The organism is Umezawaea sp. (genome assembly GCF_036375055.1).
Lineage (GTDB): Bacteria > Actinomycetota > Actinomycetes > Mycobacteriales > Pseudonocardiaceae > Umezawaea.
This window is the reverse complement of the sequence record NZ_DASUSQ010000055.1, coordinates 19972-40634: the sequence shown is the minus strand read 5'-3', so window position 1 is coordinate 40634 and position 20663 is coordinate 19972. Positions and strand designations below refer to the sequence as shown.

The window sequence follows — 20663 nt, the reverse complement described above, 5'->3', positions numbered from 1 at the left end:
GAAGGTCGCGCTCCCGCCGCTGGCGCGCGGCCGGAACCCCTCGAAGAAGTCCTCGTAGGAGTACGACGGGTGGAACTGGACGAGGCGGATCGCCGTCGGGTCGGTGATGTGGCGCGCCAGTTCCCGCGCCAGGTGGGTCTTCCCCGTTCCGGGCGGCCCGTGCAGCACCACCTGCTTGCGGTGCTGGAGCAGCGTGACGACCTTCTCCAGCCAGGGCAGGTCGAAGTGCAGCCGGTCGGCGAACTCCTGCGTCGCCACCGGCAACTCGTCGGGCCCGCTCGGCGGCCGTGCCAGGTCGTCCGCCAGCCGGTCGGCGTCGGTGGCGGTGTAGCCGGGTACGCGCAGCCGGAGCCGGATCCGCTTGGTGGTGTTGCCGTCCGGGGTCCTGCCGATCCGTCCCTGGCGGGTGCTCAGCTGCTTGCGGAACTCCTCGATGTCGCGCACGTCGGCCAGCACCACCGGCGAGTCGAGGATCACGCGCTCCGACTCGGGCCGCTTCCGGGCCGGGCCCGAGTCGACGGCGCCGCTCTCCAGCACCGCGTCGAGATCGCGGAGCCTGCCGAGCAGGAGTTCGAGGGCGACGTTGTAGTGGGGGTTGCGGCTCTCCCGCGCCCTCGATCTCCCGCTCCTGCTCATCAGCACCAGGTCGAGGTGGTCGCCGTCCCGCTCGATCTGGAACTCCGCGTCGAGCTCGGTACCGGAGTCGTCGGTTGCACGCATACCTTGATCATCGGCGCGCCACCCGAAGGGGTTACGTCAGTTGCTCAGCGCAACCCCGCTCCGGCGGTCCCCGACAGCGCGTCAGAAGGTCCAGCGGGTGGCGCCGCCCGGCTCGACCGTGGCCACGGCGTGCGCCGACCTGGCGGTGACGCGGTAGACCGACCACGGCGGCGTGCCCGCCGACGGTGCGCTGAACGGCGCGGTGAGGGCGGTGCCCGACTCGTCGACCTCGCACGGCCAGCCGCCCTCCGCCCAGGTCGCGGCCAGACGGATGAGGGTGTCGCGGTCGGTCACGACCTCGGCGGTGCCCTCGACCACGAGGTCGAACTCGCGGGTGGCGAGCGAGAGCGCGCACCGCGGGTCGCGGGCCAGGTTGCGGCCCTTGCGGGTGCCCTGGCCGGTCTCGAACCAGAAGCGGCCGTCGACCCAGAGCGAGCCGATCCCGGTGACGTGCGGGCCGCCGTCGGGGTCGAGGGTCGTGAGCCACGTCGTGTGCCGGTCGGGCCCGCCCGCGCCGGGCGCCTGGTCGCAGCCCGCGTCGAGCCGGGCGGTGACCGACGACCAGTCGAGGGCGGGCAGCCGGTAGAGGTCAGCGAGGTTCTGGGTGTCCACAAGGGGTAGACCCGGCGGGCGCCCGGAACTCATCGGCGGCGACCGGAACGCGTCACCTGCCCCAGGGTCGGGGTGCCACGACGCAGTCGGACCTGCCCGACTCGGCCTCGCCGTTGATCGCGGTCACGCAGAACTCGTAGTTCCACACACCGGGGAACAGGTAGGCGATGCCGTGCTCGGTGGCCTCGACCACGTTCCCGTCCACCCTGGCGGGTTCGCCGCCGTTGACGTCGCGCACCCACACGCGGTACCCGGCCGCCCCGCTCGACCCGGTCCACCGCAGCCGCACGGTGGTGGGGTCGGTCGACGTGACCCGCAGGTCCGTCGGCGGCGCGGGGGTGCCTGCTCCGACCACCACGGGACGGGCGCCCGCGGGGATGCCGCCGCCCGCGGCGTTCCAGGTCGCGACCGCGACGGTGTAGCGGTGGCCGGGCACGAGGCCGTCGACGTGGACCGACCTGCCCTTCACCGCCGTGCCGCCGAGCCAGGCGCCGGGGACGTCCTTGTCCAGCGTGAGGATCTGGTAGCGGTCGATGGTCGAGGTGTGCTCGCCGGTCGGCTCGTTCCACGAGACGTCCACGCCCGTGGCGGTGGCGCGGGTGACGATGTCGCTCGGCCCCCGTGCCGTCAGCGGGTGGGCCACGGCGCTGACGACCGGGGACCAGTCGGACCGCACCTGGTCGCCGTTGTCGGTGCGGACCTGGTACTCCCACTCCTGCCCGTCCACGGTCCACGCGGTGTCGTGGCGGTTCGCCGCCGCCCTCGACCCGGCCCAGTCGGCGGCGCCCTTGAGCCTGCTCCGCACGGTGTAGCCGTAGGCGCCGAAGACGGCGTCCCAGGTGACCGTGATCCCGCCGGGGCTCGCGCTCGCGACGACGCCGGTCGGCACCGGGGTAGGGCGGGCGGGCACGTCGGTCGGGACGGCGGGCACGGCGGAGCCGAGTCCGTAGCCGTCGTGCAGGGTGCGCTCGAAGGCCTGGGCGATCTTGTACTCGCCCGTGGCGTTGGGGTGCAGGCCGTCGTAGCCGTCCGGGCAGCCGTCGAGTTCGCACGCGTAGTTGCCGCGCCAGTCGACCAGTGCCACCGGGGAGGTCGGGGTGCTCCACGACGGGATCGCGGCGGCCAGCATCGCGTTGTAGGCGTCGGTGTTGCGGGGCAGGTCCTCGCGGCCGTCCATCCTCGTGCGCTGGGGGACGTTGGCCAGCGCGAACCGGACGTCCGGCTTGGCCGCTCGGGCCTGCTCGACCAGCGTCCTCATGCTGTCGAGGGTGCCCTCCGGTCCGCTGACGAACCAGCCGAGGTCGTTGAACCCGAGCCCCACCAGCACGTAGTCGGGCTGGTGCAGGGCGACCTGCTCGCGGATCAGGCCCTTGTCCTGGGCGGCCTGGCGGCCCCAGACCGCGAAGTGGTCGCTGTCGAACGCCTCCGCGCCCGCGGCGTACGCGCCCGAGGTCCGGGGGCCGCCGGGCGGGGCGGGCTCGTCGCCCTGGAGGGGCGGCACGGCCGGGGGCGCGGCGACGGCGGCGTCCTGGGTGCCGCGGTAGGGGCCGACGAAGTCGACGGCGACGCCCTGGTCCCGGAACCACTGCCACAGCCGGTACCGCCAGGTCCAGTCGCCCTCGGCGCCGTGCGACATCGAGTCGCCCACGACCATGACCCGGATCGGGTCCCCGCCGGGCTCGGTCCGCGCGCTCGCGGAGCCCGCGAGGCCGACTCCCACCAGTGCGACGGCCAGGATGAGGGAGACGGCGCGAACGCCGTGCTCCCCCGGTCGGCGGCGGTACCGGGGTTGCGTCACGGGCGTCCTCTTCCTGCCTGACCACGGGTCCGCACCGGGCGGTGCCGATCGTCGGTGATCATGACGCGGCACGCGGTCGCCGGACAAGGGACGAGAGGTCGGAAGGTCGGCGCGACAGGAGGTGCGGGACCCCTCGTCCCGGCCGCGGAGTCCGACCACCGCACCAGATCGCCGCGCCGGTGCCGGATCCCGCGCCGTCGTGCCCGCTCGCCCCGGCGGACGACCCCGAGCACCGCTCGAACGGCTGACGACCACCTCCCCGCTGCGGCAGACGGGCTACGCGGCGGCCCCGGCGGGTGAACGGGGGCCTGCCGGGGCGGGGGTCCGGCTATCTTCCGAGCCGCAGACCGCCGTTCGACGTCCGGTGCCACCCCGGCACCGGCAGAGGGAGGTTCCGGTGGCCCGACCCCGGACGACCGCGCACGAGGCGGGCACGGTCCTGAACCGCGCCTGCCTGCCCACCGCGTTCTGGCCGGAGCACGCGGCCGACGCGATCAGGGTCGTGTACCAGGGCGTGGGCCACGACGGGGTGCGGCGGGAGGTCAGCGGATCGGTGTTCCTGCCCGCCGCGGCCCCTCCGACGGGCGGCTGGCCGGTGGTGAGCTTCGCCCACGGCACCACCGGCCTCGCGGACCGCTGCGCCCCCTCGCGGGCGGGCCTGAGCAGGCTCGAACGCGAGCACGTGGCGCGGTGGCTGGCGGCGGGCTACGTGGTGGCGGCGACCGACTACGAGGGGCTGGCCACGTCCGGCCCGCACCCGTACTTCAACGGCGAGGCGGTCGCGGACGACGTCATCGACATCGTCCGCGCCGCGCGGGGGCTGCACGGCCACGTCGGGAGGTCCTGGCTCGTGGCGGGGTTCTCCCAGGGCGCCCACGCGGCGCTGTTCGTCGGGCTGATGGCCGGGCACTACGCGCCCGACCTCGACTTCCGCGGCACCGTCGCGCTGGCTCCACCGGTGCACCTGCCCCAGCTCGTCGACCTGCTGACCCACGACGGGGCGAGCACGGTGTCCGTGCTGCTGCCGTTCCTGCTCGCGGGGCTGCGCGCGTCGCACCCGGACTTCGACGCGCGCCCGTTCCTCACCGACGCGGGCGGCAGGCTCGTCGAGGTGGCGTCCAGGGCGACGCTGGTCGACGTGTTCCGCGCGATCAACCGGCAGACCAACGACGCCACCGGGATCACCGGCATCCGCGCGCGGCCCGGCATCGACCGGGTGCTGCACGCCTGCCGCGTCCCCGTCACCAGGATGGACCGGCCGGTGTACATCACGGCCGGGGACTCCGACGAGGTCGTGCCCGTGCAGGTCGTGGAGCGGTTCGTCGCGGACCTGCGCGGCACCGGCACGGCCGTGCGCTTCGACCGGCACGGCGGGGCGACGCACGCCGACGTGCTCGCGGCCGGGCACGAGAGCGTGATCGCCTGGAGCGGCGCCCGGCTGCGGGACGGGGCTCCGGCCGCGCCCGGCGGTTCCGCGCGGTTCAGCGCCCTCGACGCGAACGGGGACGGCCGTCTCACCCCCGACGACTTCGAGGTGTTCGCGCTGCGCCTGGTCCAGGCCTTCGGCGAGCCGCCGGGGTCGCCGACCGCGCTGGCGGTCCGCGAGCGGTACCGCGCGCTGTGGCGGGCGGTGGAGCGCCGCTGCGACACCGACGCCGACGGTTCCGTCAGCCAGGCCGAGTACCGCCGCCTGCTGGACGGGGCCACCGGCGACGACGGGTTCGACGCGGACGTCCGGCCGCTGGCCGAGGCGGTGCTGCTGCTGGTCGACACCGACACCGACGGTGTCGTGGACGGTGCCGAGTTCTCCCGGCTGCTGCGCGCGTGCGGGCTGTCCGACGACGAGGCCTCCGCCGTGCTCGCGGCCGTCGACCGCGACCGGGACGGGTCGGTCTCGGTGGCGGAGATCGTGGAGGTGGTGCGGGACTTCTGCCTCGACCCCGCGGCGAGCGGGGCGGGCCGCTGGCTGTTCGGGCGGTTCTGAGGCGGACCGGAGCGCTCTCAGCCGAGCAGCAGGACCCCGGCGGTCACGAGGGCGACGACCTTCACGACCTCCAGGGCCACGTACACGTGGTGGCCGCGCGAGCGCGGCACGTCCGCCCCGGCGAGGACGAGGTCGGAGCGGCGGGTGAGCCGGGGCCGGACGGCGACCAGCTGCACCAGCAGCACTCCGACGGCCACCGCGCCCGCGACCACGGCGTCCGGCGGTGGTCCACCGAGGACGGCCACGACCACGAGGACCGCGGCCAGGACGGATTCGACGGCGTTGAGCGCGCGGAACACGATCCGGCCGATGCCGAGTCCTGTTCGGACGGTGACGTCCGGCGCGCGGAACTTGAGGGGCGCCTCCAGGAAGGAGATCGCCAGGACCATGCCGAGCCAGAGGAAGGCCACCGCGACGGCCACCGCCCGTCCCGTCTCCATCACCGTCCGCCTCCCCGCGTCGTCGAGTCCGGTGTGGACAGGTGCACCAGGCAGAGGTCGGGTTCCGCGAACGGTTCCAGCCGGTCCACGGTGACGGGCGCGCCGAGCGAGGCCACCGCGCCGCGCATGAGCCCCAGGTGCAGCGAGCAGACGACCTCGGCCCTGGCGCGGGCGACCTCCAGGAACGGGCAGTGCCGCAGGCCGACCCGTTCGGCAGAACCGGACGACGGCCACTCCGGCTCGAACCCGAGGTCGTCGAGCAGCCCCACCAGGGTCCGGACGCCCGCCTCGGTCGGGACGACCGCGTCCCGCGGCTCCAGCAGCCGCGCGCCCCAGGCCCGGCCCGCCGCCACCGCGTTCGCGGCGGGATCCGGCCCCGCGGCGAGGCCTTCGGCCAGCACGGCGGCCAGCGCCCGGTAGTTGCGCGGCCCCGCCGGGTCCATTCCGGGGCGCGCACGGAACACCAGCGGAGGACGGCCGGGCCCGGAGGGCGGCAGGCGCACCCTCTCCACCCGACCCGCGCGGACGAGCGCGTCCAGGTGGAACCGGACGGTGTTGGGGTGCGCGTCCAACCGGTCGGCGACCTCCGCCACGCTCAGCGACCCGGCCGACCCGCGCAGCAGGTCGAGCACCTCGCGCCGACGCCCGGCGGGCGCTTCGGGGGTGCTCACCGGTGCTCGGGGGTGTTGATCACGACTTGAGTTTACACAAAGCCGACTTGTATAAATGGGCGATCGGTACTGAGGGGGCACACCATGGCGGTCCAGGAAATCGACGTACGCCCGCTGCGCGGACCGGACAGGAACCCGACGACGTTCCGGGCCTACGACGCCCTGGGAGTCGGCGAGTCGTTCGTGCTGGTGGACGACCACGACCCGCTGCGCCTGCGGGACGAGTTCGACGTCGAGCACCCCGGCAGCCACCACTGGGACTACGTCGAACGCGGTCCCGAGACCTGGCGCGTCCGGATCGGCAAGGCGGCCACGACGCCGCTGCCCCACGTCGTCGGCGACTGGAGCGACCCGTCGCGGCCGGAGGCGACCGAGGTGCTGTGGAAGCTGCGGTCGCGGGAGCGCGACCTGGACTCCAACGTCATCTGGCTGCCACCGGGCGCGGGCATCGAGGCGCACGCCGGGCCCGAACTGGACTCGCTGGTCGTCGTGCTCCAGGGCGGCGGCAGCCTGACCACCGAGCTGGACACCGTCGACCTGCGGCCCGGCGGGCTGGTGTGGCTGCCCCGGCGGTCGCGCCGCGCGTTCCGGGCGGGTGACGACGGCCTGCGCTACCTGACCGTCCACCAGCGGCGGGAGGCGCTGGTGCTGCACGCCGCGTCGCCTCGGGTCCGCACGCCGTGACCGCGGCTCAGAGCGCGCGCGAGGCGTACTCCCACAGCCGGTCGGCCGCCTCGGGGTCGACGGCGTGCTCGGCCACCCCGCCCGGCCGTTCGTCGCCCGGCCGCACGGTCGGCGCCACCCGGTTGTCCTCGACGTAGCGGCCGGTCAGCCCCTCCACCAGCGGTGAGCCCGCCAGCAGCACGGAGGCGGCGGCGCCCTCGGCCAGGGTCTTGGAGTACGGCTGCTCGATGATGGCGCCGTCCTCGTCCATCGCGCCCATGGCCTTCATCGCGGCGTCGTCGACGTGGCGTTGCAGACCGGTCATCACCCAGCCGGGGTTGACGGCGTTGGCCGTCACGCCGTCCGCCGCCCACCGGCGGGACGCGCCCACGGCGAGCAGGACGTCGGCGGTCTTCGACTGCCCGTAGGCGGTCCAGCGGTCGTAGGGCCGCCGCTCGAACTGCGGGTCGGCGAAGTCGAACGGGACGTCGCGGTGCGCGCCGGAGGCGACGACCACGATCCGGGACCGGCCCGCCGCGCGCAGGTGGCCGTGCAGCGCGGTGGCCAGCGCGAAGTGGCCGAGGAAGTTGGTGGCGAGCTGGAGTTCCCAGCCCGCGGCGGTGAGCACGCGCTCCGGGACCGCCATCACGCCCGCGTTGGCCACGAGCACGTCGAGCGGACCCGACCAGCCTCGCGCGAACGCGGCGACGGAGTCGAGGTCGGCCAGGTCGAGCGCGACCGCCCGCACGGCACGCTCGGGCAGTTCGGCGACCAGACCGGCCGCCCCGGCCGGGTCGCGCACGGCGACCGTGACCTCGGCACCGGCGCGCGCGAGGACGCGGACGGTCTCCGCGCCGAGGCCGGAGGCGCCGCCGGTCACGACGATCCGGCGTCCGGTGAGGTCCACGCCGTCGAGGACCTCGGTCGCGGTGGTCCGCGCGGTGAAGGGGAGCGTTGCTGTCATGAGGAGAACGGTACGATCACCGGGATGGACTCTCCATGGTTCAGGGTCCAGCATTCTTTAGCCATCGTCCAGGATGAGGTCCGGTGGATCCGCTCCAGAACGTCCTGTCGCTGCTCGACACCCGCGCCTACCTGTCGTCCGGCCTGGTCGCGGGCGGCGACTGGGCGGTGGCGTTCGACCCGCCGGAGGGCGTCAAGTTCAACACCGTGCGGCGGGGTCGGTGCAGGCTGACCGTCGAGGGCGAACCCGAGGCCGTCGACCTCGCGGAGGGCGACTGCTTCCTGCTCACCCGGTCGCGCGGCTTCCGGCTCGCGGGCGGCGCCCCGACCGACCCGGTGCCCGCGGGCCCGCTCTTCGCCGCGGCGGGCACCGGTCCGGCGCGGGCGGGCACGGGTGCCGACGTCGACCTGATCGGCGGCGGCTTCTCGTTCGGCGAGCGCGCGCGGGCCCTGCTGCTGGACGCCCTGCCGCCGGTCCTGCACGTGCCCGCGGGCACCCCCGAGGCCGCCTCCGCGCTGTGGGCGATCGGCCAGGTCGACGCCGAGCTGCGGCAGGACCGGCTCGCGGCGAGCCTGGTCGCCGAACACCTCGCGGTCGTCATGCTGATCCAGGTCCTGCGACGCCACCTGGCCACCGACCCGCGCTCCACCGGGGGCTGGCTCGCGGGCCTCGCGGACCCGGTGGTGGCCCCGGCGCTGCGCGCGGTGCACGCCCGCCCCGACCACGCCTGGACGGTCGCCGAACTGGCGCGGACGGCGGCGGTGTCCCGCTCGACGATGGCGGCCCGCTTCCGCGAGGTGGTCGGCCGCGGACCGGTCGACTACCTCACCGGCTGGCGCGTCGAACTGGCCGCGGACCGCCTGCGCCGCGACACCGCGCCGATCGCCGTCATCGCCCGCGACACCGGCTACGGCTCGGAGAGCGCGCTCAGCGTGGCGTTCAAGCGGATCACGGGCCAGTCCCCCGCCGCGTACCGCAGGACGTGGCGCTCGGCGACCGCTTCCGTCCAGCGAGGCTGGACGGGGTCGACCCGGAGGTGACCGGGATGGACGTGGACGACGCCGTCGTGCGGCGAGGGGGGTTCTCCCGTGGCGCTTGACGAGGGGCTGCTGCGCGGCGCGGGACGCCGCCACCCGCTCCGGGCTGGTCGCCGGTCCCGGTGTGCACGTCCGCGACGGCTGCGTCGCCCCGTGCGGCGAACCGGTCCACGGGACCCGCTCCCCCGGTGACGCGGGCTCCCACCTCGACCCCGTGCCCGCGACGAGCGCGCTCACGTGCTCGTTCCGCGGCCGGTCCGCCGCGGACCCGAACGGCTCGTGGCGGGTCCTGGTGTCAGGATCCGCGACCGCTGCGCGGGTCCCTGCGTCGAGGTGATCGAGGCGCTGCCCGACCGACTACGGCGTGCGGCGGTTCGGGTCGGGGATCTCGGCCCACACGGTCTTGCGGTCGTCGGACCGGTCGACGCCCCAGTCCGCGCCCATCGACCCGATCAGCACCAGCCCCCGGCCGCGGAACTGCCCGAGCGTCGACCTCCCCGGCCGCGGCAGCAGGTCCGGCGCGGCGTCGTCGACCTCCACCCGCACGACCCCGTCCCGACGGCCGAGGCGGATCGCCCTCGGTGCCTTGGCGTGCTCGAACGCGTTGGCGGCGAGTTCGGTCGCGACGAGTTCGGTGTCGGCCACGAAGTCGGGGTCCAGGTCGGCCAGCACCTCCCTGATCCACGTCCGCACCTGCGCCAGCGGCGGCACCTCGTGGTCGTCGAGCCGGAACTCGTCCTGCGGACGGATCGAAGGTGGGGGCACCTGGCTCCTCGACTGCCACTGGGGTCTTCTCAGCGGGAGGACTACCCCGGCAGGCACCTCCTCACACGTCGGGTTCGGGTGACCCGACGGGCAGGGGAACCGGTTCGCCCTCGGCCACGAGCGCGGCCGTGACCCCCCGCGCGGCGGCGGCGCGGAGGAAGCGGCCCTCGATGTCGGGCTGCTCCACGTAGGTGGGCGGGTTGTGGAAGAGCCCGTGGTGGATCGCGCAGGCCGTGCTCGCCCCGAGCGCGGCGGCGGCCTCGACGGCGTGCTCGGGCGTCGGGGTGACCGGAACATCGGCCTCGTAGCCCTCGAACTTCGCGACGACCCCGTTGACGGGCAGGAACGCGACGTCGAACGGGCCGTGCTCGCGAGCGATCCGCCACCAGTCGCCGTGCCACATCGTGTCGCCGCAGTGGATGATCCGCCGCCCGGCTCCCTCCACGACCCGGGCGACCTGGTCGGACTCGCCGCCCCGCCAGTCCAGCGACGTCACGGGTGTCACGGTGGGCGACCCGACGCGCCGGGGGCTGCCGAGGTCCTGCGGGACCGGGTGCAGGCCCGCCTCCCGCGGCACCGGCGCGATCGGCGCGTGGCAGCCGACGGTCCCGGTGTCCGCGAGCCGCGCGACCAGCTCGTGGTCGTAGTGGTCCGGGTGCAGGTGCGTGAGCAGGACGTGCGTCCCGGCGGGCGGGTCGATCGGCGGCAGCGGCCCGCGCGGCGCCCCGAGGGCGGCGACCAGCGGCTCGGCGTGTTGGAGCGGGTCGATCAGCAGGCGGGTGCCGCCGAGGCGGACCTCGACGCCCGCCCAGGCGAGTCGTCGCAGGTGCAGGGTGCCGGTCATGGCGAACCCCTAATTCGTCATCATCATGGTTACGGATTGCCTAACCGTAGCCACGGTGGTTGCGATATGACAAGATCGGCCGCATGGCGAGGTCGACGAACACCCGGTTCGCCGTCGCCGTGCACGTGCTGACCTACCTGGCGGGCTCGACCGGGGGCCGCCCCGTGAGTTCGGACGAGCTGTCCGAGAGCACCAACGTCAACCCGGTCCACGTGCGCCGCGTGCTGGGCCCGCTGCGCGAGGCCGGGCTGGTGCGGTCGCGGCCGGGTGTGCACGGGGGCTGGGAGCTCGCGGTCGAGGCCGGTGCGGTCACGCTCGCGCGGATCTGGCGGCTCCTCCAGGGCGACGACCCGATGCTCGGCCTGCACGGCCCCGACCCCGCGTGCGCGGTGGGCCGCCGCGTCCACGAGTCCCTGACCGCGCTCGACCGGGTGGTGGCCGACGCGGTCGCGACCGAGCTGGAGAAGGTCACCGTGCACGACGTCCTGACCGGCGGCGTGCCGACCCCGCGGCGGCCTACTCGGCCTTCAGGTGGGCGAGCGCGGTGATGAGGCGCTCGGCGATGTCCGGCGGCCACGGGTAGGCCACGGTCACGGCCCGCTGGTGGGCGAGCCCGTGCAGGCCGACCCACAGCGCGACCCCGTCGGCCACCAGGTCGTCGCTGGTGGCGATGCCCGCGTCGACGCACCGCTCCAGCGCGTCGACGAGCAGCCCCATGCTCGCGTCGCCGAGCGAGGACAGGTCGGCCGCGGTCAGGGTGGTCGCGTCCAGGTCCGGCATCCAGAGCCCGCCGAACATCGTGCGGTAGCGGCCGGGGTGCTGCTGGGCGAACTCCAGGTAGGCGCCGCCGACGGCGAGCAGCCGCCGCCGGGGGTCGTCGCCCGCGCCCGCCAGACCCGCGCGGAGCTGCTCCTCCAGCTCGGCGAAGGCCTGCCGCACGACGGCCAGCATGATGCTCGGCTGGTCGGGGAAGTGCCGGTAGATCGAGGGGGCGGCGATCCCGACGCGCCGGGCGACGGCCCGCAGGGTCACGGTGCTCTCGTCGCCGGTCTCGTCGAGCAGCTCGACCGCGGCGGACACGATCTCGTCGCGCAGGCGGCCACCCTCTCCCCTGCGGTTGCGAGCACGGGTGGGCTTCACCGCTCCGGACACCGTCGTGTTCTCCGCCATGGCGTCAGCTTACAAGAAAAAGCTTATCGGTGTTGCCTCTTGCGCTCGTTCAGCGAACAGTCGTAGCCTTACGACCGTAACCACAACGGTACGAGCTACGGAGAACCCCATGAACAGCACCGTCACCACCCGCGCCACCGAGGTCGTCCTGCCGGGCCGGGTAGAGCCGACCGGCCTGGAGGTCCGCACCCGCGAACTCCCCGCCCCCGCCGAGGGGCAGGTCGTCCTGCGGATGGACGCGACCGGCGTGTCGTTCGCCGAGCAGCAGATGCGGCGCGGCAAGTACTACGACCAGCCCGCGTTCCCCTTCGTGCCCGGCTACGACGTCGTCGGCACGGTGACGGCCGTCGGAGCGGGCGTGGACGCCGGGATCGTCGGCCGCCGGTTCGCCGCGGTCACCAAGACCGGCGCCTGGGCCAGCGCCCTGCTGCTGGACGCCGCGGACCTGGTGGCCGTGCCGGACGGCGTCAGCGCCGCCGCCGCGGAGACCGTGGCCGTCAACGGCGTCACGGCCTGGCAGATGCTGCACCGGACCGCGGACGTGCGCTCCGGCGGAACGATCGTGGTCCTCGGCGCCAACGGCGGGGTCGGCTCGACGCTCGTGCAGCTGGCCCGGCACGCCGGGATCGAGGTGATCGGCACGGCGTCGGCGCGGCACCACGACACGGTGCGCGCGCTGGGCGCGACCCCGGTCGACTACCGCGACCCCGCCCTGTACCAGCGCCTCCGCGCGCTCGCGCCCAACGGCGTCGACGCCGTGTTCGACCACGTCGGGGGCTCCGGCCTGGAGGACTCGTGGCGGCTGCTGCGCAGGGGAGGGACGCTGGTGTCCTACGGCACCGCCGCGACCAAGGACGAGGAGGGCAGCTCGCAGCTCCCGGTGCTGGCGTCGTTCGCGCGCCTGGCGCTGTGGAACTACTCGCCCAACGGCAGGAACGCCCACTTCTACAACTTCTGGGCGGGCAGGCGCTTCGGCCTGGACGGCTTCCGCGCCAGGCTCCGCGAGGACCTCACGCGGGTGCTGCGGCTGGTGGCCGACGGCGTCCTCACCCCGCAGATCGCCGCGGAGTTCCCGCTGTCCGACGCCGCGGGCGCGCTGGCGCTGGCCGAGTCGCGCACGGTCGCGGGCAAGGTCGTCATCGTCCCCGACGCGCACCGGTCATGAGCGGCGCGGCCGGTCAGCGGGCCGGGAACCGCCGCGGGCGGGGCGACCTGCTCCGCGGCGAGATCCTGGCCGCCGCGACCGCGCTGCTCGACTCCCGCGGCGACCCGCGGGCCGTGACGCTGCGGGCCGTCGCCCGCGGCGCCGGGATCGCCGCCTCGTCGATCTACCCGCACTTCCCCGACCAGTCCTCGATCGTGCTCGCCGTCGTGCGGCAGGCCTTCGCCGAGCTGTCCGACCGGCTCCGGTCCGCCGCCGACGAGGCGGGCGACGACCCCCGGCGGCGGCTGCACGCGCTCTGCCTGGCCTACCTGGACTTCGCCAGCACCCACCCCGAGCGCTACCGCACGATGTTCGGCCGCCCCCGGCCCCCGGCGGCCGACGGCCGCCCCTCCCCCGACGACCCGGCCGACCTCGGCGCCGGGACCATCCGGCTCGTCGTCGACGGCCTGACCGCCTGCGTCGCCGCGGGCTGCTGCACCAGCGACGACCCGGCCGCCGACGCCGTCGCGCTCTGGGTGGGCCTGCACGGGCTGGCCCACCAGCGCACCGTCGCCACGGCGTTCCCCTGGCCCGCCGACATCACCCGGCGGGTCGCCGTCCCCCTGTCCCACCTCGTCTGACGGCACCTGGACCACCCACTCCCCCGGAGGCACAGCCATGTCCACCCCGACCCTCACCGCTCCCCCGACCGCCGCCCCCGACCGCTCCCGCGAGATCGACAACCGCGCGGGCTACCTCGGCTTCGGCTTCGCCCACGTCGCCGGGCACGGCGCCGCCGCCCTCTCCAGGGGTGACGACCCGCTGGTCGTCCTGCCGGGCTGGCTGCCGACCGCGCTGCTCGGCCTCGGCCTCGCCGCGGGCACGGTCTTCAGCACCGCCGCCGCCCTCCGCGCCCAGCGCGGGGTGAGCGGACCAGACGCCCTGCCCGGTCAGCTCGTCGGGCTGGCGTGGATCAGCGGCTTCGCGGCGCTGTTCCTCGCCATCACCGGAATCGGGTCCACAGTGGACTCACCCGACCTCCGGAGCCTGCTGTGGCCCGCCGGGTCCGGGCTCGTCGTCGGCCTGCTCTACCTGGCCGAGGGCGCCGTGCGCCGCAACGTCGTGCACTACGGCCTCGGCACGTGGCTCGCCCTGGTCTCCTCCTCGGCGCTCTTCCTCGGCACGCCCGGCCTCTTCTGGGTGCTCGCGGTCGCGGGCGGTGGCGGCTACGCGGTCGCGACCCACCTGGAGCGCCTGCGCCTCGCCGCCGGATGACCGCCGCCGACACCGGCGACCGCTGCCCTGGCCCGACACCACCGGGTCCGGGCGGCGACCGCCGTCCACCGGGCAGGCGCCGCGAACGGCCCCGGCCGCGTCAGCCCGAGCCGCACGCCTTCCGGTGGGCACCGGGGTCCCGGCTCTGACCTGCGCGCACAGGGCCGCGGAGGTCATCTTCGGCACCCGCCCACGATCACGGGAGCACCAGGGGCGGCACGAACCAGGTCGAGCGCGGCGGCACGTCGCCCACGTGCGAACCGCCACCGTCCCGAGTGGACGGACGAGGGGCCGGGGACCGCGGTGCGGACGACGTCACCGGGCGTGCTCGGGATCGTCCATCCGGATGACACCCGGCCCACCGCGACGGACAGCGCTTCCGCCCGACCAGGCCTGACAATCCGCCCGAACCCACCGTCGGGAATTGACGATCGTTGCGGGCAACCGACAATTTTGCCACAGTAGATCACGCGGGCCGTACTGGGAGGTCTGGGGTCGAGTGGTCCGCCAGTCCATTGTGGACCCGGTACTACTCGGGGGAGATTCGCCATGCGGTCCCACAGCGGTCGGCGGGCCGTGCTGCCCGCCAGTCAGGAGCGGTGCCCGAGCGGCCGGCTGGTGGTGCGGTTGCTGGGCCCGCTGGAGGTGGTCGTCGGAACGCGGGCGGTGGCGCTGACCACCGGGAGGCTCCGCACGCTGGTCGTCGCGCTGGCGCTGTCGGCGGGCAGACCCGTGACCATCGACCAGCTCGCGATGGCGGTGTGGGGGCCGGACCTGCCGGTCGACGTCCGCCGCACCGTCTCGACGTACATGACCCGCCTCCGCAACGCGCTGGGCGCGGGGTCGATCCTGTTCGACCCCGCGGGCTACGTGCTCCGGGCCAGGCCGGACGACGTCGACGCGCTCCGGTTCGACGCCCTGCTGGACGCCGCCGCGCGGACCACCGACCCGGTGCGGGAGGCGGCGCTGGTGGACGAGGCCGTGGGGCTGTGGCGCGGGTCCCCGTTCGAGGGCGTGCACTCGGCCTGGCTGGAGGACTCCGAGGCGCCGCGGCTGGTCGACCGGTACCTGTCGGCCGTGGAACGCCGGGCCGACCGGCTCATCGCGGCCGATCGCGGGGCCGAGCTGCTGCCGCCGCTGCTGGAGCTGACGGCCCGGTTCCCGCTGCGGGAGTCGCTGTGGGCGCGGCTGCTCGTGGCGCTGGACGGGTGCGGCAGGCCGGTCGAGGCGCTGGAGCACTACGAGGTGTTCCGGGCGCGGATCGGCCGGGAACTCGGCGTCGACCCCGGCCCGGAGCTCCAGGGCGTCCACCGGGACCTGCTGGGCCGCACGGCGAACGGCGCGCCACCCGAGGCGGGGCGGGCGCTGCGGGTCGTGCCGCGCCAGCTGCCCGCCGACGTCAACGGGTTCGCCGGGCGGCTGGCCGAGGTCGAGGCGCTGGACGCGGTGCTGGACAACGGGTCCGGCCACGGGGTTCGGCCTGCCGGGGTCGTCGTGGTCCACGGCGGCGAGGGCGTCGGGAAGACCTCGCTGGCGGTGCACTGGGCCCACCAGGTCGCCCACCGGTTCCCGGACGGCCAGGTGTACGTCGACCTCCACGGGCTCGACCCGTCGAGACCAGCGCTGACGTCCGAGGAGGCGGTGGACGCCCTGCTGGACTCCTTCCTGGTGCCCGCGCGGTACCGGCCGGGCGGCGTCGAGGGCCGGGCCGCGCTCTACCGCAGCGTGCTGTCCGGTCGGCGGGTGCTGACGGTGCTGGACAACGCCCGCGACGCCGACCAGGTCCGCCCGCTGCTGCCCGGCGGGCCGGGCTGCGTCGCGGTGGTGACCGCCCGCACGCCGCTCACCGGCATCGTCGTCGCCCTCGGGGCGCGGACGATCCGGCTGCACCGCCCCACCGTCGACGAGGCGCGGCAACTGCTGGCCCACCGACTGGGGGTCGACCGGGTCAGCGCCGAGCCGGAGGCCGTGGCGGAGATCATCGACTCGTGCGCGCGGCTGCCGCTGGCGTTGGCGCGGGTGGCCACCCGCGCCCGCACCCGCTCGGCGCGCCCGCTGGCGGAACTGGCCGCCGCCCTGCGCGGTGGGACGGGCCTCGACCTGCCGCACGACGGATGAAGGCGATGTGAAACAGCCCGTCCCTACGCTCGCGGGCATGAACGAATCCCCGCACAGCGCAGCCGCTGAAGACCTGGCCGAACTCGAGTTCTCACCGCTCACACCGGAGGAGGCCGCCGAAGTGGACGATCGTGTCTACCTCCTCGGCGTCCGCCGGGAGTACTACAACGTCCGATGACGAGATGAGCGATCGATCCCGACCGCTCACGAACCCGGTCTCGGTCGCCCACGAGGTAGTGGGGACCGGCGAGGACTTCGGGGTACGAACCCCGCCGGTTCCACTGCGCGGCAAGGCATCCGTGGAAGCCGTCGCCGCCCGCCACGCCCGAGGCGAACTCGGGTCGGCCGAGGCCGTGGCGGCCGTCGACCCGAACGAACTGGAACGCGCGCTCACGCCGACCGCGGACACCAGCGGCCTGGAGGCCGTGGTGCACGGGTTCGGCGTGTCACCGGGAACCGCCTGCGGTGGCCTGGTGTTCAGCGCGGAGGCCGCCGTCGCCGCGCGGGCGAACGGCCTCGACCCCGTCCTGGTGCTCCCCGAGTCGAGCCCGGACGACCTGCCGGGGCTGCTCGCGGCCGCGGCCGTCGTCACCGAGCGGGGCGGGCAGACCACCCACTCCGCCGTCGTCGCGCGCGCACTGGGCCGCCCGGCCGTCGCGGGCCTCGTGGACGGCGTCGTCCTGGACGACGCGGAACGCCTCCGCGGCGCGCGGGGCGACGTCCTCGTGCCGGGTGACGTGGTGACCGTCGACGGGTCCACCGGCACGGTGTACCGCGGCCGTCCCGCCGAACCGCTCGTGGGCGGGCACGGCGACGCCGAACTCCTCGGCTGGCTCGACCACGTGCTCGCCGACCTGCCGGGCCTGGCCGTGAAGGTCAACGCCGATTCGGCCGGCGCGGCGGCGCTGGGCCGGGTGCTCGGCGCGACCGGCGTCGGGCTGTGCCGGGTCGAGCACCTGTTCCTCGGCGAGCGGCGCGCCCTGCTCGAACGCGTGCTGATCGCCCGTCCCGGACCGGAGCTGACCGAGGGCCTCGCCGACGTGCGCGACGTGCTGCGGTCGGAGTTCACCGACCTGTTCACGACGATGGACGGCCTGGACGTGGCGGTCCGGCTGCTCGACCCGCCGCGGCACGAGTTCCTGCCCGACCCGGCGTCCACCACCGATCCCGGTGTGCGGTCGGTGCTGTCCAGGCTGCGCGAGCACAACCCGATGCTCGGCGTGCGCGGGGTGCGGCTCGGGATCCTCGTGCCCGCGCTGACCGTCGCGCAGGTCCAGGCGCTCGTGGACGCCGTGCTGGCGGTCCGGCGGTCCGGGCACGACCCCCGGCCGGAACTGCTGGTGCCGATGGTGAGCACGCCCGACGAGGTGGACGTGGTGCGGGACCTGCTGACCGACGTCTGCGCGCACGCGGGCACCTCGGCGCGGGAGCTGTCGATCACGATAGGCGCGATGGTCGAGACGCCGCGCGCGGCGCTGCTCGCCGGGCGGCTGGCCGAACGGGTCGACGCCCTGTCGCTGGGGACCAACGACCTGACGGCGCTGGTGTGGGGCCTGTCCCGCGACGACGCCGACCGGCACCTGCTGCCCGCCTACCGCGACCTCGGCCTGGTGGAGCACTCTCCGTTCGAGCGGCTCGACCTCGACGGCGTCGGGGCGGTGATCCGGCAGGTGGTGCGCGACGCGCGCGCGGTGCGCCCCGACATCCGGATCGGCGTGTGCGGCGAGCAGGCCGCGGAGTCCTCGGCGGTGCGGTTCCTCGCCGAGGTCGGGGTCGACCACATCTCCTGCGCGGCCCCCAGGGTCCCGCTCGCGCGGCTCCTGGCCGCGCGGCACGGGCTGCCGAGCGGCGGGGAGGGGGTCCGGTGAGCACGGCGGCGATCGAGGTCGAGGGCCTCGGCCGCACGTTCAAGGTGCGCGGCGGCGACGTCGTCGCGCTGAACGACGTGAGCCTGCGGGTCGGGCAGGGCGAGATCGTCGGTCTGCTGGGCAGCAACGGCGCGGGCAAGACGACGTTGACGAAGATCCTCGCGACCCTCCTGCTGCCGACCAGCGGGACGGCCCGCGTGTTCGGCCACGACGTCACCTCGGACCTGCGGGAGGTCCGCCGGATGACCGGTGTCGTCCTGGGCGGGGAACGCGGGCTCTACGCCAAGCTGAGCGGCCGGGAGAACCTGCGGTTCTTCGCGGTGCTCGCGGGTGTCGGCAGGCGCGGGCTCGCGGAGCGGCTGGCCGAGGCGCTGGACCACGTCGGGCTCGCGGAGGTCGCGGACCGCGCCGTGGAGACCTACTCCAAGGGGATGCGCCAGCGGCTGCACCTGGCCATCGGGATGATCAACCGGCCGCCGGTGCTGCTCCTGGACGAGCCGACCGTGGGCCTGGACCCCGTCGAGGCGGAGCGGCTGCGCCAGGACGTCGCCGTGCTCAGGAGCCGAGGCACCTCGGTGCTGCTGACCAGCCACCTGCTGCTCGACATCGAGCGGCTCGCCGACCGGGTCGTCATCCTGGCCGACGGCGAGGTGGCGGCGGACGTCGAGGTCGCCGAGTTCGCGAAGCTCGCGGGCTACACCGCGGTCGTCACGGTCCGAGGCACCGGGTCGCCGCCCGCGCTGGACGGGGGCGGGGCGGCGCGGTTCGAGGTGGACGACCTCAGCGGCGCCGACGGGCTGTGGACGCTGCGGCTGCGCGTGCGCGACTGGAGCGTCGAGTCGTTCGGCGACCTGGGGGCCGCGCTGGGCGGCGCCACCATCCTCGGCGTGGACGTCGCGCCGCTGCGGCTGGAGGACGTCTACTCCCACGTCGCGGCGCAGCTCGCCGCGAACGGCCGGGTGCGCCCGTGACCGGGCCGTCGGCACCGGGTGAGCGCCTGCGCGGGGCCGCGTGGACGTTCTGCACCGCCGCGCGCACCGAGCAGCGCGGTATGCGCGGCAACCCGCTGCTGCTGGTCAACGCCGGGTTCCTGCCCGTCGTGCTGCTGGTCATCGCGGTCGAGACCCAGCGCCCGTCCCCCAGCCGCGCCACGGAGATCGTCACCTCGGTGATGCTCACGGCGCTGTGGGGGTCGACGGTCTGGACCAGCGGCGGGGTGCTGCGCCGCGAGCGCACCTACGGGACGCTGGCCCGCTGCGTGTGCGGCGTCGAGTCGCCCACGGTGGTGCTGTTCGGCAAGAGCCTCGGCGCGACGCTGTACGGCGTCGGCACGATCCTGGCCGCGACGGTCGTCACCGTGCTCGCCCTGCGGCTGCCGGTCGCCCTGGCCCACCCCCTCTGGCTGCTGGTGGGCCTGGTGGTGGTCGTCGTCTCCGCCACCACGCTCGGCGCGCTGCTGTCCTGCCTGTTCCTGCTGACCCGCAACGGGCTGGTCTGGTCCGGCGCGCTGATGTACCCGGTGTTCGTGCTGGGCGGACTGCTGATCCCCCAGGACTTCCTGCCGGTGTGGCTGCGCTGGGTCCCGCAGCTGCTGAGCCTGCGCTGGATCAACGAGTTCCTCTCCGCAGCGGCCGGGCGCGGACCCACGGCCACCCCGCTGGTCGTCGCCGTGGTGCTGACCGCCGCCTACGGCGTCCTCGCCCGGCACACCTACCGCTGGTCCATCGACAAGGCGCGGCAGCGGGGTTCCCTTGACCACGCGTGACCGGGTCCCGGTGAGCACGGCGCTGTGGCGGGCCGCGGAGGCGGCCCGGCTCGGTGGGCGCGAGTTCCGCGCGACCCTCCCGCCCGCGGCGTCGATCTTCGCCACCCTGCCCAAGGGCGTGCTCCAGATCGTGTTCTTCACCGTGCTCGGCGGTGTGGTCGCGGGGGAGGACCACCGGCAGTTCGCGTTCGTCGGCGGCCTGGTGCTCGCGCTGACCACGACGAACACGGTCAACGTGATCAACGTTCCCTTCGGGGACAAGTACTTCTCGACGTTCTGGCGGATCCGCACCGGTGACGTGCCCGTCGCCGTCGTGCTGTACGCCCGCGCGGTGCCGTACCTGGCCGTCGGGTTCGCCCTCTTCCTGGCCGAGGCCGCCATCGCGGCGGCCGTCCTGGGCATGGGGGACCTCGCCGTGCGGCTGCTGCCGTGGCTGCCGGTGTTCGCGCTGATGGCGTGCGGGTACGCCCTGCTCGGCATCGCCGCCGCGACGGCGACGATCGCCAAGCGCGCCGACGTGCTGGCCCCGAACATCCTGGGCTACCTGACGATGCTGTGCTGCGGCGCGTTCCTGCCGCCCGGCCAGGTCGGATGGATCGACGCGGTCGGCTCGGTGCTGCCGGTGGGCCACGGGCTGGCCGCCGTCCGCGCCGGGCTGGACGGCCGCCCGTGGCTCACCGAAGCCCTGCTGGAACTGGCGATCTGCCTCGCGTCGGCCGTGCTCGGCGTGCTCGCCGTCGGCGTGCAGACCCGCCGGGCGTCCAGACACGGGCACGACGACTTCGCCTAGCCGACCCCACGACCTCCGCGGCCGTACCGACGAAC

At 74.9% G+C, this 20663-nt stretch carries 22 protein-coding genes; 13 read left to right on the top strand and 9 right to left on the bottom strand.

Features of this window, described 5'->3' with window-relative positions:
* From VFZ92_RS16185 to VFZ92_RS16175, 3 genes are all read right to left on the bottom strand, one after another.
* Window positions 1–720: AAA family ATPase (locus VFZ92_RS16185; RefSeq protein WP_330876757.1), on the bottom strand; the 720-nt coding region annotated here is incomplete at its 3' end.
* A gap of 81 nt (window positions 721–801) precedes the next feature.
* Entirely contained in the window at window positions 802–1332 is a 531-nt protein-coding gene (locus VFZ92_RS16180; protein ID WP_330876756.1) for a pyridoxamine 5'-phosphate oxidase family protein, read from the bottom strand.
* Between the two features lie 52 nt (window positions 1333–1384).
* Complete coding sequence (locus tag VFZ92_RS16175; protein ID WP_330876755.1) at window positions 1385–3130, bottom strand: fibronectin type III domain-containing protein; 1746 nt, start codon at window positions 3128–3130, stop codon at window positions 1385–1387.
* Between the two features lie 397 nt (window positions 3131–3527).
* Here VFZ92_RS16175 and VFZ92_RS16170 point away from each other — a divergent pair, with 397 nt between their 5' ends.
* The gene (locus VFZ92_RS16170) at window positions 3528–5114 is read left to right on the top strand and encodes a lipase family protein (protein ID WP_330876754.1); all 1587 of its coding nucleotides are present in this window, start codon (window positions 3528–3530) and stop codon (window positions 5112–5114) included.
* A gap of 17 nt (window positions 5115–5131) precedes the next feature.
* Here the strand turns inward: VFZ92_RS16170 and VFZ92_RS16165 are convergent, their stop codons facing one another.
* Both VFZ92_RS16165 and VFZ92_RS16160 read right to left on the bottom strand, forming a co-directional pair.
* Window positions 5132–5554 (bottom strand): hypothetical protein, encoded by a 423-nt coding sequence (locus VFZ92_RS16165; RefSeq protein ID WP_330876753.1) that lies wholly within the window; start codon window positions 5552–5554, stop codon window positions 5132–5134.
* Window positions 5554–6225 carry a helix-turn-helix transcriptional regulator gene (locus VFZ92_RS16160; RefSeq protein ID WP_330876752.1) on the bottom strand — a complete coding sequence of 224 codons (672 nt, stop codon included), beginning with the start codon at window positions 6223–6225 and terminating at the stop codon, window positions 5554–5556. The genes VFZ92_RS16165 and VFZ92_RS16160 overlap by 1 nt, the downstream gene beginning before the upstream one ends.
* Before the next feature lie 84 nt (window positions 6226–6309).
* On the opposite strand from VFZ92_RS16160, the gene VFZ92_RS16155 reads away from it, so the two are divergent.
* Window positions 6310–6909, top strand: a complete 600-nt coding sequence (locus VFZ92_RS16155; RefSeq protein ID WP_330876751.1) for a DUF2249 domain-containing protein — start codon at window positions 6310–6312, stop codon at window positions 6907–6909.
* Between the two features lie 7 nt (window positions 6910–6916).
* Here the strand turns inward: VFZ92_RS16155 and VFZ92_RS16150 are convergent, their stop codons facing one another.
* Complete coding sequence (locus tag VFZ92_RS16150) at window positions 6917–7852, bottom strand: SDR family NAD(P)-dependent oxidoreductase (protein ID WP_330876750.1); 936 nt, start codon at window positions 7850–7852, stop codon at window positions 6917–6919.
* A gap of 83 nt (window positions 7853–7935) precedes the next feature.
* Here VFZ92_RS16150 and VFZ92_RS16145 point away from each other — a divergent pair, with 83 nt between their 5' ends.
* Window positions 7936–8892 (top strand): AraC family transcriptional regulator, encoded by a 957-nt coding sequence (locus VFZ92_RS16145; protein WP_330876749.1) that lies wholly within the window; start codon window positions 7936–7938, stop codon window positions 8890–8892.
* A 354-nt stretch (window positions 8893–9246) separates the two neighbouring features.
* Here VFZ92_RS16145 and VFZ92_RS16140 read toward each other — a convergent pair whose 3' ends face one another.
* On the bottom strand, window positions 9247–9654 hold the full coding sequence (locus tag VFZ92_RS16140) for an ATP-binding protein (RefSeq protein WP_330876748.1): 408 nt from the start codon (window positions 9652–9654) through the stop codon (window positions 9247–9249).
* A gap of 61 nt (window positions 9655–9715) precedes the next feature.
* Window positions 9716–10498 (bottom strand): MBL fold metallo-hydrolase, encoded by a 783-nt coding sequence (locus VFZ92_RS16135; RefSeq protein ID WP_330876747.1) that lies wholly within the window; start codon window positions 10496–10498, stop codon window positions 9716–9718.
* 83 nt (window positions 10499–10581) lie between these two features.
* Between VFZ92_RS16135 and VFZ92_RS16130 the strand changes: the two genes are divergently transcribed.
* Window positions 10582–11046 carry an Rrf2 family transcriptional regulator gene (locus VFZ92_RS16130; protein ID WP_330876746.1) on the top strand — a complete coding sequence of 155 codons (465 nt, stop codon included), beginning with the start codon at window positions 10582–10584 and terminating at the stop codon, window positions 11044–11046.
* Here VFZ92_RS16130 and VFZ92_RS16125 read toward each other — a convergent pair.
* On the bottom strand, window positions 11015–11668 hold the full coding sequence (locus VFZ92_RS16125; protein ID WP_330876745.1) for a TetR/AcrR family transcriptional regulator: 654 nt from the start codon (window positions 11666–11668) through the stop codon (window positions 11015–11017). The genes VFZ92_RS16130 and VFZ92_RS16125 overlap by 32 nt on opposite strands.
* Before the next feature lie 109 nt (window positions 11669–11777).
* On the opposite strand from VFZ92_RS16125, the gene VFZ92_RS16120 reads away from it, so the two are divergent.
* The 9 genes from VFZ92_RS16120 to VFZ92_RS16080 all read left to right on the top strand — a co-directional run bounded on the left by VFZ92_RS16120 (window position 11778) and on the right by VFZ92_RS16080 (window position 20628).
* Window positions 11778–12833, top strand: coding sequence for a medium chain dehydrogenase/reductase family protein (locus VFZ92_RS16120; protein WP_330876744.1), 1056 nt, complete (start codon window positions 11778–11780; stop codon window positions 12831–12833).
* Window positions 12830–13453, top strand: a complete 624-nt coding sequence (locus VFZ92_RS16115; RefSeq protein ID WP_330876743.1) for a TetR/AcrR family transcriptional regulator — start codon at window positions 12830–12832, stop codon at window positions 13451–13453. Before VFZ92_RS16120 ends, VFZ92_RS16115 begins: the two co-directional genes overlap by 4 nt.
* A 37-nt stretch (window positions 13454–13490) precedes the next feature.
* Window positions 13491–14087, top strand: coding sequence for an ABC transporter permease (locus VFZ92_RS16110; protein WP_330876742.1), 597 nt, complete (start codon window positions 13491–13493; stop codon window positions 14085–14087).
* A 549-nt stretch (window positions 14088–14636) separates the two neighbouring features.
* A complete protein-coding gene (locus VFZ92_RS16105) occupies window positions 14637–16205 on the top strand; it encodes an AfsR/SARP family transcriptional regulator (protein ID WP_330876741.1) in 1569 nt (522 codons plus the stop codon).
* Window positions 16206–16242: 37 nt separating this feature from the next.
* A complete protein-coding gene (locus VFZ92_RS16100) occupies window positions 16243–16383 on the top strand; it encodes a hypothetical protein (RefSeq protein ID WP_330876740.1) in 141 nt (46 codons plus the stop codon).
* 4 nt (window positions 16384–16387) lie between these two features.
* Window positions 16388–18073: a putative PEP-binding protein gene (locus tag VFZ92_RS16095; RefSeq protein WP_330876739.1), complete on the top strand. Its 1686-nt coding sequence runs from the start codon at window positions 16388–16390 to the stop codon at window positions 18071–18073.
* On the top strand, window positions 18070–19044 hold the full coding sequence (locus tag VFZ92_RS16090; RefSeq protein ID WP_330876738.1) for an ABC transporter ATP-binding protein: 975 nt from the start codon (window positions 18070–18072) through the stop codon (window positions 19042–19044). The genes VFZ92_RS16095 and VFZ92_RS16090 overlap by 4 nt, the downstream gene beginning before the upstream one ends.
* Window positions 19041–19838 carry an ABC transporter permease gene (locus tag VFZ92_RS16085; RefSeq protein WP_330876737.1) on the top strand — a complete coding sequence of 266 codons (798 nt, stop codon included), beginning with the start codon at window positions 19041–19043 and terminating at the stop codon, window positions 19836–19838. The genes VFZ92_RS16090 and VFZ92_RS16085 overlap by 4 nt, the downstream gene beginning before the upstream one ends.
* Window positions 19825–20628 (top strand): ABC transporter permease, encoded by an 804-nt coding sequence (locus tag VFZ92_RS16080; RefSeq protein ID WP_330876736.1) that lies wholly within the window; start codon window positions 19825–19827, stop codon window positions 20626–20628. The genes VFZ92_RS16085 and VFZ92_RS16080 overlap by 14 nt, the downstream gene beginning before the upstream one ends.
* The last annotated feature ends 35 nt before the right edge of the window (window positions 20629–20663 follow it).